This is a genomic window from Streptosporangium sp. G11 (assembly GCF_051192615.1).
Lineage (GTDB): Bacteria > Actinomycetota > Actinomycetes > Streptosporangiales > Streptosporangiaceae > Streptosporangium.
Window position 1 is genome coordinate 26,658 of sequence record NZ_JBPJUQ010000024.1, and the last position, 15,384, is coordinate 42,041.

Here is a 15,384-nt window from a genome sequence, read left to right on the forward strand (position 1 = left end):
GGGAGACGCCCCCCGGGGGATTCGCGGAGGCTAGGAGACCCTGGCCGGGGTGGCGGCCCAGGTGTTGCAGGAGGCCGGGTCGCCGGTGCTGTAGCCGAGCTTCGTCCAGGCGGCGCGACTGGTGCCCTTCCCGAACGTCCGGGGCTGCCCCTTGACGTCACCGTTGTCCCTCAGGGTGCGCAGCAGCTCGTTCCATTCCCCGGTCTTCCCGCGGAAGGAGGACCAGACGCTCCGGGTGAACACGCCGCCCAGGCAGTCGCCCTGCAGGTTGAGGCGGCGGATCTGCTCGTTCATCTCGTTCTTGTTGGCGTACGGGGCCTTTTGGAACGCCCTCTCGATGCCGGTGAGGTGCGCCAGATGCGCGCCGTACAGCATGCCCGTCACGTGGAGCAGCCAGAGGTCGTCAGCGCTGGTGAGCCAGTCCTTGCCGATCTGTATCATCATCGTCCGCGACGCGGAGCAGTAGTAAACCTGTGACGGATCCTTGCTCACCTCGGTGTCGCAGTAACCCGCGGGCACCTTGTTGACGATCTGGAGCCTCGGCTTGCCGAACGACAGCCCCGCGGCCTTGAAATGCGCTCCCCACGAGGCGTTCAGGCAGTTGGTGACGGCGGCGATGTATCGCTTGGCCAGCGTCCGGTCGTTGTTCCTGATCGGCGGTTCGGCGCACTTGGACGCGGCGAGCTTGCCGGTGTCGTAGAGGGCGTTCTTCGTCAGGATCGGATCCTTGACCGGGTAGGCGTTCGCCGTACCCGTGAGAAGCAGCCCGGCCACTCCGGCCATAGCAATGATCATTCGAATTCTCATGGGGCACGATATTAGGGCAATACATACTTATGTGTGACCTATATGGAAAAGGGCCCGGAAACGGTCGCCGGACCCTTTTGGTAGAACTCTTCGTTAATTTCCATCGCGGCGTGAGAAGCGATTGAAGATGCGCTCTCCGGCGTTGACGGCGCCTTCGGCCACGTCGCGCAGGACGCCGATGAACGGGTCCTGGGACTGCGACCAGGAGTCGCGGTAGGAGCGGGCGGCGGCCTTGACCTCCTCGGAGATCTTGGCGTTGGCGTCGTCGGCGCGGCGGGGGTACTCGCCGGCGAGGATGCTCTCGTACTCGCCGCTGCGGCGCCACTTGTCGAGCTCGGCGACGCGGGAGACGGCGAACGGGTGGGTGGTGCCGAGCAGGTTGAGGACCTTGAGCAGGCCGTCACGGACGTCGCCCGCCGTGTCGTACTCCCGGGCCTGGTCGAGGAAGGCCTCGATGTTCATCTCGTGCAGGCGCGAGCCGCCGGCGAGCTTCATCAGGGCACGCAGCGCCGCGTCGGAGTCCTGGCCGCAGAGCAGGCCGCCACGGTCGGCGGAGAGCTCGGACTTGCGGTGCCACTCCTCCAGGCCGGCCACGATCGCGCGCAGGCCGATGTAGCCGAGCGGGATCCAGGCCACGCGCGTGGCCAGGCGGGTCAGGATGTCGAGCATGGTGCGGTAAACGGCGTGGCCCGACAGGATGTGGGCGGTCTCGTGGCCGATGACGAAGCGCTGCTCCTCCTCGTCCATCAGGTCGAGGAGGCCGGTCGTGACGACGATGAACGGGTCGTCGAAGCCGATCGCCTTCGCCTGCACCAGCGGGTTCTGCTGCACGTAGACCTCGGGAATGCGATGGAGGTCGAGCGTGTAGGCCGCGTCGCGGCCCATGTCGTGCAGCGCTCGGAACTGGGTGTCGCTGGTGCGTACGGCGGAGGCGAGATAGATCAGGCGCAGGCGGCGCTCGCTGACCAGGCCGGACATCTGCTTGAGCACCGTGTCGAACCCGCTGAGCGACCGGAGGGCGACCAGCGCGGACCGATCGGCAGGATGTTCGTAGGCGCGTGAGCTGATGCCGGGAAGCTGCACGCGGTGGCGATCCGGGGTGGTGGTCATGTCCGGCATGCTACGTCGGGTGCGCCTGCCACGCGCGGGGGGTGGTTAAAAGCCGTGTGCGGCTTGCACGTATGGTCCGTTTCATGATGAACGCGCCTACCGGCAAGGGAAAGCGACGTCTGGGCGTCATGGGTGGGACCTTCGACCCGATCCACCACGGCCACCTGGTCGCGGCCAGCGAGGTCGCCCACCACTTCGATCTCGACGAGGTGGTCTTCGTGCCGACGGGGCAGCCGTGGCAGAAGGCCGACAAGATCGTCTCGGCCGCCGAGGACCGTTATCTCATGACGGTCATCGCGACCGCCTCCAACCCCCGGTTCTCGGTGAGCCGCGTCGACATCGACCGTCCGGGGCCCACCTTCACCATCGACACGCTCAGGGAGATCTCCGCCGCCTGGGGGCCCGACGTGGATCTCTACTTCATCACCGGCGCCGACGCCCTCGCCCAGATCCTGAGCTGGCGCGACGTCGACGAGCTGTTCACCATCGCGCACTTCGTGGGGGCCACCAGGCCCGGACACGTCTTGCGCGACCCGGGCCTGCCGGAGGGCAAGGTCAGCCTGGTGGAGATCCCGGCGCTGGCCATCTCGTCGTCGGAGTGCCGCCAGCGGGTGGCCTCGGGGGAGCCCATCTGGTATCTCGTCCCCGACGGCATCGTCCAGTACATCAACAAGCGTGATCTCTACGCCGGGCCGTCCTCCTGATCTTCGGGTGGGTGGCGAAAAATCCCGTGGAACGCGCCGAGCTGCGGGAGCGCCGTGAGTTAGAACGTGTTCCGATGAAATTCGCTATGATTTGAGAAGTTTGCGTGGGACGAGTATCCGCAGCTCATCCGGCATGATCGCCGAACGGCACGGGCCGTGCCCGTCCCGCCGAGATCGACAAGCGCGGCCCCGACCGCGGAAGACGCCCCTGATCAGGCCGCCAATTCGTTTGCGGCGCGGAATCGGGTGGCACACGATAGGCGTTGTTCAACAGGTGGCTCTTCAACGAGCGCCGAATCGGGCACCCTGATAGGTGACAGCGCCGACTAGCAGGAGGACTGACCCACACCGTGACAGCAACCGACAGATCCGTCCAGCTCGTCAGACTCGCCGCCGAGGCGGCGGCGGACAAACTGGCCGATGACATTCTTGCCTATGACGTGAGCGAGCAGCTCGTCATCACCGACGCGTTCGTGCTCTGCTCCGCCACCAACGACCGTCAGGTCCGCGCCATCGTCGACGAGATCGAAGACCGGCTGCGGATCGAGGCCGACGTCAAGCCCGTCCGCCGCGAGGGTGAGCGCGAGGGCCGCTGGGTCCTGCTGGACTACATCGACATCGTCGTGCACGTCCAGCACGAGGAAGACCGCACCTTCTACGCGCTGGAGCGCCTGTGGAAGGACTGCCCCTCCATCGCGCTGCCGGACAGCGTGACCCAGGTCGCCGCCCAGCGCGCCCGCGGGGCGGTAGCTGAGTGAGCCGTCGCGTCGTCTGCCTCAGGCACGGCCAGACGCTGTGGAACGTCGAGCACCGCTTCCAGGGTCACAGCGACATCCCGCTTGACGAGACCGGGGTCGCGCAGGCCACCCGCGCGGCCTCGCTGCTCGCCGCGCTCCGCCCCACCATGATCGTTTCCTCCGATCTCCAGCGGGCCTTCGACACGGCCTCGGCACTGGGCCGCGTCACCGGCCTGGACGTCACCGTCGACAAGGACCTGCGCGAGCGGGGCGGAGGCCAGTGGGAGGGGCTCACCCGCGAGGAGATCTCCAAGGGGTGGCCCCGGGAGTTCGCCAACTGGGAGGCACCGGGCGGCGAGGCGGTCGGCGACGTCGCCGACAGGGTCTCCACGGCCGTGCGCCGCTGGGCCGCGGAGATCGACTCCGACGGCCTGCTGGTCGTCGCCTCCCACGGGGCGGCGATCCGGCTCGGCATCGCCAAGCTCATGAACCTGCCGCAGGAGCTCTGGCCCGCCCTGGGCGGCCTGGGAAACTGCTCGTGGTCGGTGCTGGAGGAGGCGCGCAAGGGCTGGCGCCTGCTGGAGCACAACGCCGGAACCCTCCCCGAGCCGATCAGTAGCGACGACAGCCCCGAGGCCACCCAGGAGTGACCTTCGAGCGGCGCGGCTTGCGCCCCGGTGGCGGGCGCGGGCCGTGTGGTCGTCGATTAGGTGAACACGCCGGTGTCCTTATATGCTTCCCGAGCGCCGCGACGAGAGCACTCGCAGCGGTGACCAGGGGCTATGGCGCAGCTGGTAGCGCGCCTCCATGGCATGGAGGAGGTCTGGGGTTCGAATCCCCATAGCTCCACGTCGGGCCGTTCTCTAAACGGTCCGAAGGACGTCGCCGAGATCCCGTCCGATCATCTCGATCGGGCGGGATCTTCGCGTTTCCGGGGCTCGGCCGCGGTCATCCGGTCCCGGGCTCGCCGTAGATCCCGGCCACCGCCCGCGCGGTCCGCGCGACGAGGTCGCGCAGTTCCGCCGGGGCGACGACCTCCAGGTCCGCGCCGAAGCGCAGAAAATCCGCCAGCGCGTGCTGCGGGGACTCGACGGGGACCGTGACCCGCGTCCAGCCCTCGTGGTCCGGGGGTTCCGCGGTGGCCTTCGCGGCTCGCAGGACGGCCGGGCGGACCATGTCCGGCAGCCGTTCCATGCCGAGCGGCGAGAGCCGGATGACGGCCTCGTCCCGCAGGAGCCGCGCCTCGAACTCCTCCAGGGCGTCGTTCCAGTGGGCGGCGAGATCGAAACCGGCGGGCCGCTCGAACGACTCCCGGAGCGCGTGCAGCTCCAGGATCTGCGAGACCCGGTAGGTGCGCACGTATTCGCCGCCGCGCGCGACGAGATACCAGAGGCCCGCCTTGAGGACCAGCCCGTACGGCTCCAGCGTGCGGACCACGTCCTGGGGTGCCTTCCAGCGGTGGTAGCGGATCTCCAGGCGGCGCTCGTTCCAGACGGCGTCGGCCACCGCCGCCAGGTGCGGGGTCTCGTCGGCGTCGTGGTACCAGCCGGGCGTGTCGAGGTGGAAGCGCTCGCGGATCCGCCCGGCCCTGTCCCTGAGCTCCACCGGGAGTGCCGCCATCAGCTTGAGCCCCGCGGCCGCCACCACCGAGCCGAGGCCGAGCTCGGCGGCGGGGCCCGGCATCCCCGCCAGGAACAGCGACTCCGCCTCGCCCGCGGTCAGCCCGGTGAGCCGGGTGCGGTAGCCGTCGAGCAGCCGGTAACCGCCGGAGGGTCCCGCGTCGCCGTACAGCGGCACGCCCGCGGAGTGGAGCGAGTCCACGTCGCGGTAGATGGTCCGGACCGAGACCTCCAGTTCGGCGGCCAGCTCCTGGGCGGTCATCCTGCCCCGGGTCTGCAGGAGCATCAGCAGGGAGATGAGACGGCTCGCGCGCATGCCAGGCATTATCGGGCGAGGCGGTGGAGGCGGGTTCCCGGCCCACCTTGCCGCGCCGGCCGCGCCTCCTCCGTCTGGACGCGAGGCCGGCACGGTAGGGCGGGCCGGGAACCACGGACGTGGGGTGACGCCCGCGCCTTCCTTCATGATCGAGCAGCCGGAACGGTGAAACGGCGCGCTTTAGCCTCGCTTAAGGTCGGCTTACGCGTGATCTAACCAACGTCCCGAGACACCCCGTACCGGCGCGTCCCTCAGCGCGCGGCGTTCCTGCGGGGCCAGCGGTCGCCGACCAGACGCCGGGCGGTACGGGAGGGCCGGTCGTGCGGGTCGGTACGGAACCAGAGCTGGATCCTGGCGCCCCCGAGGGAGGAGGCGTCGATCCGCAGTGTGCCGCCGGAGGACTCGGCGAGCCTGCGGGCGATGTCCAGGCCGAGCCCGGTGGACCCCGCCCCGCTGGCCCCGCGCCGCAGTGCCGCCTCGGGGTCGGGGATGCCGGGACCGGCGTCGGCGATCAGCATGCCGACGGTGCCCGAGCCCTGGTGCAGGGTCACCGTGAACGCCGTGCCCTCGGGGGTGTGCCGGAAGACGTTGCCGAGCAGGGCGTCCAGCACGGCACTGAGCTCGGTGGCCGCGACCGGGACCCGCGCGGGCGCCGAGGCGCCGATCAGCTCCCAGGGGCGCTGCTGGTCCTCGGCCAGCGCGGACCAGAAGGTCAGCCGCTCGCGCAGCACCTCGGCGGCGTCGCAGTGGACGAGTTCCGGCGCGCGGGAGGGCTGCCTGGCCGCCGCGATGATCTGGTCCACCTCGGTCTCCAGGCGGCTCAGCGCGCTCCTGCTCTGCTCGGCCTCGGGCCCCAGGTGGTCCAGGCTGAGCCGGAGCGCGGTGAGGGGGGTGCGCAGGCGGTGCGACAGGTCGGCGGCCATCTCCCGCTCGGCGGCCAGCAGCTGGACCACGCGGTCGGCCATGCTGTTGAACGCCTCGCCGGCCGCGACCAGCTCGGGCGGGCCCTCGGGCTCGATGCGGACGCTGAGGTCCCCGGCGCCCAGGGCGCTCGCCGCCCGGCCCAGCCGCCGGGCCGAGCGCACCACGCGCACGCCCAGCCGGTCGCCGACCAGCAGCGATCCGGCGACGAGCGCCGCCGCCACCCCGCTCAGCACCGCCCACGACGAGGCGACGCCCCGGGTGAGGTCGTCCGACGGGATGAAGATCTCGATGACCACGGTCCTGCCGCCGTCCAGGGCGACGGGGCGCAGCAGGAGATAGCCGGTGTCCATCTCCGCGGTGATGGCCCGGGTCAGCCGGGAGGCCGCGGCCACGGTCTCGGCGGGGGCCCTGACGGCACCGGCCGAACCGCCACCGGGCAGGTGGACCGCGATACGGTCCCGCGCGCCGGTGCTGAGCAGCGCGTGGGTCAGCCGGTCGGGATCGACGGTGATGGCCAGCACCGGGACCAGCGCCGACGCCTGCCGCTCCGCCTCGGCCATGGCCCGGCCGTGGGCGATCTCCCTGACGATGAGCCCGAGCGGGATCAGGAAGGCCAGGGCGACCATCGAGGTTCCCGCGACGGTGAGCAGGGCCAGGGTCCGCCTCACGGCGGGGTGATCAGCATGACCCCCACGCCGCGTACGGTGTGCAGGTAGCGGGGGGAGGAGGCGCTCTCGCCGAGCTTGCGCCGCAGCCACGACAGGTGGACGTCGATCGTCTGGTCGTCCCCGTAGGACTGCTGCCACACCTCGGTGAGCAGTTCCTTGCGGGAGACCACCCGGTCGGCGCGGGCGGCGAGATAGGCGAGAAGGTCGAACTCGCGCCTGGTGAGGGTGAGCGGGGCGCCGTCCAGCCCGGCCTCGCGCCGGTTGAGGTCCACCGACAGCGCGCCGACGCACAGCACCGGGGGTGGGGTCGCGCTCCGCGCCCGGCGCAGCACGGCGTCCAGGCGGGCGTTCAGGTGGTCGCCGGAGAACGGTTTGACCAGGTAGTCGTCGGCTCCCGCCTGGAGCAGGCGGACGATCTCCGCCTCGTTGTCCCTGGCCGTGGCCACGATGACCGGGACGCTGGAGACGCTGCGGACCATCTTGAGCGCCTCCGCCCCGTCCAGGTCGGGCAGCCCGAGGTCGAGGATCACCGCGTCCGGGGGGTTCTGGGTGATCTCCCTCAGGGCGTCGAGCGCACGTCCCGCGCTGCGCACGGCGTGCTGGCGCCTGCTGAGTTCCTGGATGATCGCGGATCGTACGTACTCGTCGTCTTCGACCACTAGAACCGTCGCCATGCCATGTAACGGTAGTGAACAATGAGACATATGGCGTAATAATTCACGACATGCGGCAGACGCTGGGGTTCATAGCGGTGTGGTGCGGGGCCACCGTCCTGGCGATCTCGGTCGCCTGGTTCGGCGTCCGCGACGTGCTCCGCAGCGAGGTCTTCGACGACGCGAGCATCGAACCCCTCAACGCCGCCATCGGCCGTACGGGAGACTCGCGACTCCCCTCGGGGGCGCCCACGGGACCGCAGGCCATCGGCACGCCGACCGCCGGCTCCTCCTCCACGCCGAGCCGGACCCCGGCGCTCCGTCTCACCCCGCCGGCGCGGGACACCGCCCGGCCGCGACCGGATCGTTCCCCGTCGAGGACCGCTGCGGCGCCGGTACGCACCCGCGACGCCGGGCTCTCCCGTTCCGGGCCGTCCCCGTCCAGGTCCGCCTCCAGGCCGGCCGCGACCCAGGCCGCCCCCGCGGCCTCGTCGTCCGCCGCGCCCAAGGCGACGGCCACCAGAACCCGATCGGTCTCCACCGAGAACCTGCGCGTGGTGAACGTCAAGGGCGGTTCGGTCTCGTTCGCCATCGAGAACGGCGTGTGCCGCCTGATCGCCGCCGCGCCCAACGCGGGCTACGAGGCCAAGGTCGCCTCGGCCACCGGCTGGATCCGGGTCGATCTCGTCCAGGGGCAGCACGGTTCGGCGGTCTTCTGCATCGGCGCGGAGGGCCGCACCGACCTGTGGGAGTACTAGGGCCTGTTTCATAAGTTGATCACAGCCACTCGTTGATGGCGGCGATGGTCACGGTAGCCTCGTACCGGACGGCGAGCTTGTCGTACCTGGTCGCGACGGCTCGGTGGCGTTTGAGCCGGTTGATGCCGCATTCCACGGCATGACGCTCCCGGTAGTCGCTCTTACAGAACTTGGGTGGCCGGCCGCCACGGCTGCCCCGGTTCTTGCGGTGGCCGATCTGGTCAGTCTTCTCCGGGATCGTGCAGCTGATACCGCGTCTACGCAGGTAGGCGCGGTTGGCGCGGGAGCCGTACGCCTTATCGGCACGGACCTTGTCGGGGCGTTTGCGCGGGTGTCCCGATCCGAGCCGAGGCACGCTGATTCGCTCCAGCACGGGCTGGAACTGCGGAGAGTCTCCACGTTGACCAGCGGTGATGATCAGCGACAACAGCTTCTGGCCCTGCTCGACGGCCAGGTGCAGCTTGGTGGTCAGCCCGCCCCGGGAGCGGCCCAGCCCGTGATCGGCGGGTTCGACAGCGCGAGCAGGTCATCCTCGACGTGGACATGGGCCAGCTGAACGACGACGCCGTCGCCACATTCATGCTCACCGCCAGGAAGAAGGCCGACATCCTCGGCCTGACCGTCGTCACCGGCAACACCTGGGTCGAGGAGGGCACCGCCCACGCCCTGCGCCAGCTCGAACTCATCGGCTGCAAGGACATCCCCGTCGTCCCCGGCGCCGGTGAACCTCTCATGCCCGGCCGCCTCGACGGGCTCAAGGGCGAGAACCACCTGTACGGCAAGGCCCCCTGGACCGGCGCCTGGGAAGGCCCGCGCCCCAAGTCCCACTGGGACGTCGAGACGTACGGCGGAGCCCGCCCCCCCGGCCCCGCCGCCGACTTCATCGCCGACCAGGTCAAGAAGAACCCCGGCAAGGTCACCCTCTTCGTCCTGGGCCCCGCCACCAACATCGCGCTTGCCGTCAAGACCCACCCGGAGATCGTCCCCCTGGTCAAGGAGGTCATCTACATGGGCGGGGCCTTCGACACCCCGGGCAACGTCACCCCGGGCGCCGAGTTCAACTGGTGGTTCGACCCCGAGGCCGCCAAGATCGTCCTTCGCACGCCCTTCAAGAAGCAGACCATCGTCCCCCACGACGTCGCGCTCAAGGTCGCCTACGGCCGCGCCCAGTACGACCGCATCGTCGCCGGAGCCGAGACCCCGATCAAGAAGATGTTCAAGGACGTCCAGCGCGGCCAGGGCACCTTCGTCTGGGACGCCATCGCCGCCGGAGTCTTCCTGGACCGCACGCTCGTCAAGCGGTCGGAGGAGCGATACATCGACATCGACACCGGCATGGGACCCAACTACGGCCGCTCCCTCGGCTACAACCTGGGCGAATTCAAGGCGCCCGGCAACCCGGCCGGCACGCAGAAGGCCACGATCGTCTTCGACATCGACACCAAGCGCTTCTGGGACCTCTACGTGGACACCATGCGCAACCAGTGAGATTCGGGTACGGGGGTACTCAGGCGCCGGACCAGCCCACGACGAACGATGCTCTTCTGGCAGCACTCCAGGGGAGGACATCATGGGCTTAAGAACGAAGGCTGGTCTGTCATTCGCGGCGATGCTGGCGCTGTTCCTGGCCTCCATACCGCTCATCGCCACTCCTGCGGCGGCGGCGCCCCCCGGCATCAAGATCATCTTCGAGATCGAGTACCTCTTCCAGGTCGAGGACCCGGACAGCGGAGGGGTGGGCGACGGCGACTACTTCCCCAGGGTGAAGATCGCCGATGGCCCGCTGGTGACGGGCCCCCGCATCGAGGACGACGAGTTCGAGCCCCGCGGCCTGCCCGAGGCGCCCGGCGGCTGGACCTTCACCTACGAGAACTGGCCCGGCGACAAGCCCACCGTGGACATCACGGTCGCGATGTGGGACTACGACAGCGATTTCAACGCCAACTCCGACCGGATGGACATCAGCCCCAACAACGAGGACTGGGAGCTGAACCTCACCTACGACCTGCGCTCGGGCACACTCTCGGGCGACCAGCTCGTCTTCGGCACCCCGTGCGTCTGGTCCGACGGCCGAACGGCCAAGGGCCAGTCCTGCATCCAGGGCGACGGCGACCATGGCATCCCCCGCAACAACGACGGCCGGATCACCAAGATCGGTATCACCGCCAGCGCCGAGATGCCGGACACCGACCTCGACGGCATCCCGGACCTCATCGAGCTGTCCGGCATCAGGAACGCGGCCGGTGACGTGCTCGTCGATCTGCCCGCGCTCGGCGCCGACCCGTGCCGCAAGACGGTCATCCTGCAGCTCGACTACATGGAGGACGCCGCCCCCGCCACCAGGCACTCGCACGAGCCCAAGGCGGGCGCGATCACCCTGGTCAAGAACGCCCTGGAGGACGCGCCCATCGCGGCCACGAGTCCCTGCCCCTATCCGGGGACGCGTCAGGACGGCATCGACTTCATCTACCGGGAGGGCGCGCAACTGGCCGAACAGGCCCAGCTGGGCCTGAACACCAATGACTTCCGCAACGCGCGCACCGCCAACTTCCCGGCCGAGCTCGCCCCCTACGCGCACTACGGGATCTTCGCGCACCGCCTGCTGAACGCCGTCGGAACCTCCGGCCAGTGCTGCGAACCCGTCCGTGACAACAACAAGGACTTCATCGTCACTCTCGGCGACTGGCGGACCATGTGCGTGGCCGACTTCACCGCCGACTACGACGGCGACGGCATGCTGCAGACGGCCGCGGCCGGAGACGACGTCACCACCGGAACCCAGATCCACGTCGGCAACAACCGCAGGTGCGACACCACCAGCGCCCACACGACGGACGTGCAGGTGCTCACCCGGGGCACGGGCGATGTCGACGCCAATGTCGGCACCGACCAGGACCAGGCCGGCACCATCCTGCACGAGCTCTTCCACGCCATGGCCCTGCGGCACGGCGGCAACGAGAACGTCAACAACAAGCCCAACTACCTCAGCGTCATGAACTACTTCTTCCAGACGGGCATCCCCAACAGCGCGCCGCCGCTGCTGGTCGACGAGTTCCGCGACTGGAGGGTGGGCGCAGTGCGGCTGGACCTGTCCGACGGCGGGCTGCCCCAGCTGGTCGAAGGCGGGCTGAACGAGACAGCGGGCATCAGCGACGGCACGGACTGGACGTTCTGGTGGGCCCCCAACGTCGCCAACCCGGGCGGCGACCCCGTGATCCGAGCCGGCGCCGGCAACGGGCCGCTCAACTGGAACGACAACCGCACGGCCGGCACCAACGTCCCGATCATCGACACGACGAACCAGCCGGTGAACATCAACGACGCGGGCGGCCTGACCACGCTCACGGACCACAACGACTGGCCCGCGATCAGGTTCAGGGCACAGTCCCCCGACCGCGTCGGCTGGGCCTGCAGTGCCTGGCCCGCGGGCGCGCCCACCTGCGGAGGCGCCGGGGGCGACGTGGAGCCGGAACTGACCTTCGACACCGCGATCCGGCAGGAGATGTCCTTCTTCAACCTCTACAACCCCGACCTGGCCATCGAGAAGACCGTCGACAAGGCCGACGCCGAGCCCGGCGACACCCTCACCTATCAGGTCAAGCTGGACAACATCGGCACAGGCGCAGCGACCCAGACAAGCGTGAAGGACACCCCGCCGACCGGCGACGTCCAGACGCGTCAGGTCGGGCAGCTCGGTGCAGGCGGCACGAAGACCGAGGCATTCACCTATGAGATCCCCTGCGACACCGAGGACGCGAAGGTCCTGACCAACAAGGCCGAGGTGACCGCGAAGGACCTCGCCGGTGGAGCCGAGGCCAACACGGCGAACAACTCCGCGACCGCCTCGACCAAGGTTCACGCGCCCAAGCTCACCCTAGACAAGCGCGCGACCGCCACGGTCAACGCGGGCGAGGCGATCACGGTCGACCTGAAGGTCGCCAACGTCGGCAGTGGCAAGGCCACCGGCGTCGTCCTGACCGACACGCTCCCCAAGGAGGTCTACTACAGCCAGGCCCTCGACCAGGGCACGGGCCCCAAGCCGACCGGGGTCACCCGCAACGCCGACGGGACGACGACGCTGACGTGGTCGCTGGGCGAGCTGGCCGCGAGCGGTGACCAGTCGGTGCAGTTCACGGCCAGGCCCAGCCTGCTGTTCGTCGCCGGGGACAAGCTGACCGACCACGCCTCCGTGGCGTACGGCAACGCCAACGGCTGCACCTACGAGCCGGTGGCCGCGTCGGCCACCACGACGATCACCGAGGTCACGCCGACCCGTGACCCGCGCTCGCACGGCTACTGGAAGACCCACCCCGAGGCCCGCACAGCCGAGTTGCTGGCCCGGGTCCAGGCCACCTACCAGCAGTTCGACAGCTCCGCGAACGGGGCGCTCGACAACACCGAGGCCGACGCGGTGCTCTCGGCCGGCGGTTCACAGCCTGGTCCCGCCAGGTTCCAGCTGCTGGCGACTCTGTTCGACCTGGCCGCGCGGCAGATCAACGCCTCGACGAAGATCGACAGCAAGCTCACCCGCGCGCTCGGGACGACCACGGTCGGACAGGCCGTCCGGTACGGCTTCGCCACGCTGGACCTGCCGGTCAACAGCTCGACGGCCCAGCGCTACGCCGACACCACCGCCCTGCTCGACGAGATCGTCAACAACAGGAGCGAGGTCTACTAGAGCCGGCCGCCGGGAGCGTCGGGGCCGCGGGGGTGCTCTCCGGGCGGGTCCGGGTGCCGGTCGGGGTCGGCGAGGCCGCCGGGGTCGCCGATCTCGCGCAGCCGGGCGGCCGCCTCGGCGACGCGATCCTCACCGAAGACCGCGACGCCGTGCCGTTCGAGCAGGGCGGTGGTGACCCCGTGACCGGGCACGCGCCGGCCGCCGAAGGCGCCGTCGTAGACGGTCAGGCTGCCGCAGGAAGGGCTGCCCTCCTTCAGGATCGCCACCTTCACGCCGTGGGCCCGCGCGGCGGCGAGCGCCGCCCGCGCACCGGCGAGGAAGGCCTCCGTGACGTCGACGCCCCCGGCGGTCAGCACCCGGGCCGCCCCGGACAGCACCGCCTCGCCCCCGGCGCCGCCCTCGATCTCCGCGGCCGGGCGCGGGACGGGCAGGCCGCCCTCGACCTCGGGGCAGAACGGGACGAGCCGTCCCTCCCGCCGCCACGCGGCCAGCAGCGCGTCGCCGCTCGTCTTGGCGGCTCCGTCGTAACGGACCTTCCGCCCCATCAGGCAGGCGCTGACCAGGATCCTCTCCACGACCCCAGAGTACGTGGCGCGGCGTGGGGGGCGAGGGGGCCGGGCAGTACCCTGCTGCCCATGCTTTTCGATCCCCTGAGGTCCCGATGATCGGCCCGCTCGCGACCGGCCTGATCCTGTTGTCGCTGGCGATCGGGATCTTCAGCCTCGTGAGCACGGCCAGGAACAGGGCGATGGGCAGAGCGCTCCTCGTCATGCTCGGCGTGCTGGAGCTCGGCCTGCTCGTCCAGGCCGGGTTCGTGATCGCCGCGCTGGTGAGGGGCGAGGGGCCCGCGGAGACGGCCACGCTCATCGGCTACCTGGCGGGCAGCCTGGTGATCCCGCCGGTGGCCGCGTTCTGGGGGTTCGGCGAGCGCTCGCGCTGGGGTCCCGCGGTGATCGCGGTGGCGGGCTTCGCGATCCCCGGCATGGTCGGGCGGATGCTCCAGGTCTGGCAGGGACTGCCGTGAGCGAGCCGGCGATCGGCAGCGGGCCCGGACGCGCGCTGGTGGCGGTCTACGGGGTGTTCGCCCTCGCCGCGGGGGCGCGTGCCGCCGTGCAGATCGCCACCCGGTTCCAGGAGGCCCCGCTGGCGTACTCGCTGTCGGCCTTCGCCGCCGCCGTCTACATCGTGCTCACCGTGGCGCTGGCCAGGGGGAACAGGGCCCTGGCGCTGATCGCCTGCGGTATCGAGCTGGCCGGGGTGCTCGTCGTGGGCACGCTCAGCATGGCCGACCCCGAGGCCTTTCCGCGGGCCACGGTCTGGTCGGGTTACGGAAGTGGATACCTTTTCATCCCACTTGTGCTTCCGGTCCTGGGCCTTTACTGGCTTTTGCGGCGCCGTTAGTTAGGCCCGTGCCTCATCGGGCAGGTCTGCTTCCCGAACCGACCAAACCACAAGGGAGGCACGGTCATGAGCTCGATTGAACAGTCCGTCGACGTCAACGTCCCGATCCGGACCGCGTACAACCAGTGGACCCAGTTCGAGAGCTTTCCCGAGTTCATGGAAGGCGTCGAGTCGATCAAGCAGTTGAGCGACACGCGCACGGCGTGGGTCGTCGAGATCGCGGGAGTCCGCCGGGAGTTCGAGGCGGAGATCACCGAGCAGCACCCCGACGAGCGGGTCGCCTGGAAGTCGGTCGAGCGGCCGCACCAGGCGGGCGTGGTGACCTTCCACCACCTTGGCCCCGACACCACCCGGGTCACGTTGCAGATGGAGTACGACCCCGAGGGGGTCGTCGAGACCGTCGGCGACTGGCTGCAGATCGTCCGCCTGCGCGTCCGCGGCGACATGGAGCGTTTCAAGACCTTCATCGAGTCGCGCGGCGACGAGACCGGCGCGTGGCGCGGCGAGGTCCCCGGCCCGCACGAGCGCCACGGCGAAGCCGCCGGCACGGGTGACGCCGGTGACCTGAGGCCGGGCGAGCAGCACGGCACCGGCACGGGAGGCGGTTACGGTCTCGGCGAGCCCGCACCTCCGCGCACGGTGGGCCGGCCCTACCCGCCGGACTCGGCGCTTCCTCCGCCCGGTGGCGAGCCGCTGCCCCCGGCCGGACGCAGGCCCGGCGAGGAGCCGCCGTTCGCCCCGGATCCGCGTATCTGACGCTCGCCCGCCAGGGGCGCGTACCTGACCGCACATCGCCGGATCCGTGCGGTGGATGCCGTCCGAGACGCGCGGCCGGTGCCGATCGGCCCGGCCGCGCGTCCGACGCAGGCGCGCCCGGCGCACCCCGGGCGTCCGGTGCCCGGAACCGTCCGGGATTCCGGGCACCGGAGCCGGGAAATCGCGCCGGTGCGTGAGAGAGCCGGGTCACGTTCTGTAAAGCGGAACGTGGCCCGGCTTTCATGTTGTCAGC

Annotated in this window: 15 protein-coding genes, 1 tRNA gene and 1 pseudogene; 10 read left to right on the forward strand and 7 right to left on the reverse strand. The window is 70.1% G+C overall.

Annotated features, from left to right (window positions below; genetic code table 11):
• Window positions 1–30: 30 nt before the first annotated feature.
• Window positions 31–807 carry a neutral zinc metallopeptidase gene (locus ACSDR0_RS22570; protein ID WP_435290851.1) on the reverse strand — a complete coding sequence of 259 codons (777 nt, stop codon included), beginning with the start codon at window positions 805–807 and terminating at the stop codon, window positions 31–33.
• A gap of 93 nt (window positions 808–900) precedes the next feature.
• Window positions 901–1,926, reverse strand: a complete 1,026-nt coding sequence (locus ACSDR0_RS22575; protein WP_435290852.1) for a M48 family metallopeptidase — start codon at window positions 1,924–1,926, stop codon at window positions 901–903.
• Between the two features lie 74 nt (window positions 1,927–2,000).
• Between ACSDR0_RS22575 and nadD the strand changes: the two genes are divergently transcribed.
• The 4 genes from nadD to ACSDR0_RS22595 all read left to right on the forward strand — a co-directional run bounded on the left by nadD (window position 2,001) and on the right by ACSDR0_RS22595 (window position 4,207).
• Window positions 2,001–2,621, forward strand: a complete 621-nt coding sequence (gene nadD / locus ACSDR0_RS22580; protein ID WP_435290853.1) for a nicotinate-nucleotide adenylyltransferase — start codon at window positions 2,001–2,003, stop codon at window positions 2,619–2,621.
• A gap of 350 nt (window positions 2,622–2,971) precedes the next feature.
• On the forward strand, window positions 2,972–3,379 hold the full coding sequence (rsfS, locus tag ACSDR0_RS22585) for a ribosome silencing factor (RefSeq protein WP_435290854.1): 408 nt from the start codon (window positions 2,972–2,974) through the stop codon (window positions 3,377–3,379).
• Window positions 3,376–4,008 (forward strand): histidine phosphatase family protein, encoded by a 633-nt coding sequence (locus tag ACSDR0_RS22590; protein WP_435290855.1) that lies wholly within the window; start codon window positions 3,376–3,378, stop codon window positions 4,006–4,008. The genes rsfS and ACSDR0_RS22590 overlap by 4 nt, the downstream gene beginning before the upstream one ends.
• A gap of 126 nt (window positions 4,009–4,134) precedes the next feature.
• Window positions 4,135–4,207: transfer RNA gene (locus ACSDR0_RS22595), tRNA-Ala, on the forward strand.
• Between the two features lie 99 nt (window positions 4,208–4,306).
• Here the strand turns inward: ACSDR0_RS22595 and ACSDR0_RS22600 are convergent.
• From ACSDR0_RS22600 to ACSDR0_RS22610, 3 genes are all read right to left on the reverse strand, one after another.
• Entirely contained in the window at window positions 4,307–5,293 is a 987-nt protein-coding gene (locus ACSDR0_RS22600; protein ID WP_435290856.1) for a helix-turn-helix transcriptional regulator, read from the reverse strand.
• 251 nt (window positions 5,294–5,544) lie between these two features.
• The gene (locus tag ACSDR0_RS22605; RefSeq protein ID WP_435290857.1) at window positions 5,545–6,885 is read right to left on the reverse strand and encodes a sensor histidine kinase; all 1,341 of its coding nucleotides are present in this window, start codon (window positions 6,883–6,885) and stop codon (window positions 5,545–5,547) included.
• Window positions 6,882–7,559 carry a response regulator transcription factor gene (locus tag ACSDR0_RS22610; RefSeq protein ID WP_435290858.1) on the reverse strand — a complete coding sequence of 226 codons (678 nt, stop codon included), beginning with the start codon at window positions 7,557–7,559 and terminating at the stop codon, window positions 6,882–6,884. The genes ACSDR0_RS22605 and ACSDR0_RS22610 overlap by 4 nt, the downstream gene beginning before the upstream one ends.
• A 50-nt stretch (window positions 7,560–7,609) precedes the next feature.
• Between ACSDR0_RS22610 and ACSDR0_RS22615 the strand changes: the two genes are divergently transcribed.
• Window positions 7,610–8,296 (forward strand): hypothetical protein, encoded by a 687-nt coding sequence (locus ACSDR0_RS22615; RefSeq protein ID WP_435290859.1) that lies wholly within the window; start codon window positions 7,610–7,612, stop codon window positions 8,294–8,296.
• Between the two features lie 19 nt (window positions 8,297–8,315).
• Here the strand turns inward: ACSDR0_RS22615 and ACSDR0_RS22620 are convergent.
• Window positions 8,316–8,798, reverse strand: a pseudogene (locus ACSDR0_RS22620) (IS5 family transposase); the annotation flags it as partial.
• A gap of 41 nt (window positions 8,799–8,839) precedes the next feature.
• Here ACSDR0_RS22620 and ACSDR0_RS22625 point away from each other — a divergent pair.
• Window positions 8,840–9,784, forward strand: a complete 945-nt coding sequence (locus ACSDR0_RS22625; protein ID WP_435290860.1) for a nucleoside hydrolase — start codon at window positions 8,840–8,842, stop codon at window positions 9,782–9,784.
• A gap of 82 nt (window positions 9,785–9,866) precedes the next feature.
• Window positions 9,867–12,974 (forward strand): CARDB domain-containing protein, encoded by a 3,108-nt coding sequence (locus tag ACSDR0_RS22630; protein WP_435290861.1) that lies wholly within the window; start codon window positions 9,867–9,869, stop codon window positions 12,972–12,974.
• Here ACSDR0_RS22630 and ACSDR0_RS22635 read toward each other — a convergent pair.
• On the reverse strand, window positions 12,971–13,549 hold the full coding sequence (locus ACSDR0_RS22635; protein ID WP_435290862.1) for a DUF523 domain-containing protein: 579 nt from the start codon (window positions 13,547–13,549) through the stop codon (window positions 12,971–12,973). The genes ACSDR0_RS22630 and ACSDR0_RS22635 overlap by 4 nt on opposite strands.
• A gap of 86 nt (window positions 13,550–13,635) precedes the next feature.
• Here ACSDR0_RS22635 and ACSDR0_RS22640 point away from each other — a divergent pair, with 86 nt between their 5' ends.
• The 3 genes from ACSDR0_RS22640 to ACSDR0_RS22650 all read left to right on the forward strand — a co-directional run bounded on the left by ACSDR0_RS22640 (window position 13,636) and on the right by ACSDR0_RS22650 (window position 15,131).
• Window positions 13,636–13,998, forward strand: coding sequence for a hypothetical protein (locus ACSDR0_RS22640; protein WP_435290863.1), 363 nt, complete (start codon window positions 13,636–13,638; stop codon window positions 13,996–13,998).
• Window positions 13,995–14,375 carry a hypothetical protein gene (locus tag ACSDR0_RS22645; RefSeq protein WP_435290864.1) on the forward strand — a complete coding sequence of 127 codons (381 nt, stop codon included), beginning with the start codon at window positions 13,995–13,997 and terminating at the stop codon, window positions 14,373–14,375. The genes ACSDR0_RS22640 and ACSDR0_RS22645 overlap by 4 nt, the downstream gene beginning before the upstream one ends.
• 66 nt (window positions 14,376–14,441) lie before the next feature.
• Entirely contained in the window at window positions 14,442–15,131 is a 690-nt protein-coding gene (locus ACSDR0_RS22650; RefSeq protein WP_435290865.1) for an SRPBCC family protein, read from the forward strand.
• The last annotated feature ends 253 nt before the right edge of the window (window positions 15,132–15,384 follow it).

Excerpts from the sequence above, each read along its gene's own strand:
- ACSDR0_RS22570 (WP_435290851.1), bottom strand. The coding sequence starts at position 807 with ATGAGAATTCGAATGATCATTGCTATGGCCGGAGTGGCCGGGCTGCTT.
- ACSDR0_RS22575 (WP_435290852.1), bottom strand. The coding sequence starts at position 1,926 with ATGCCGGACATGACCACCACCCCGGATCGCCACCGCGTGCAGCTTCCC.
- nadD (WP_435290853.1), top strand. The coding sequence starts at position 2,001 with ATGATGAACGCGCCTACCGGCAAGGGAAAGCGACGTCTGGGCGTCATG.
- ACSDR0_RS22600 (WP_435290856.1), bottom strand. The coding sequence starts at position 5,293 with ATGCGCGCGAGCCGTCTCATCTCCCTGCTGATGCTCCTGCAGACCCGG.
- ACSDR0_RS22610 (WP_435290858.1), bottom strand. The coding sequence starts at position 7,559 with ATGGCGACGGTTCTAGTGGTCGAAGACGACGAGTACGTACGATCCGCG.
- ACSDR0_RS22615 (WP_435290859.1), top strand. The coding sequence starts at position 7,610 with ATGCGGCAGACGCTGGGGTTCATAGCGGTGTGGTGCGGGGCCACCGTC.
- ACSDR0_RS22625 (WP_435290860.1), top strand. The coding sequence starts at position 8,840 with ATGGGCCAGCTGAACGACGACGCCGTCGCCACATTCATGCTCACCGCC.
- ACSDR0_RS22630 (WP_435290861.1), top strand. The coding sequence starts at position 9,867 with ATGGGCTTAAGAACGAAGGCTGGTCTGTCATTCGCGGCGATGCTGGCG.
- ACSDR0_RS22640 (WP_435290863.1), top strand. The coding sequence starts at position 13,636 with ATGATCGGCCCGCTCGCGACCGGCCTGATCCTGTTGTCGCTGGCGATC.
- ACSDR0_RS22650 (WP_435290865.1), top strand. The coding sequence starts at position 14,442 with ATGAGCTCGATTGAACAGTCCGTCGACGTCAACGTCCCGATCCGGACC.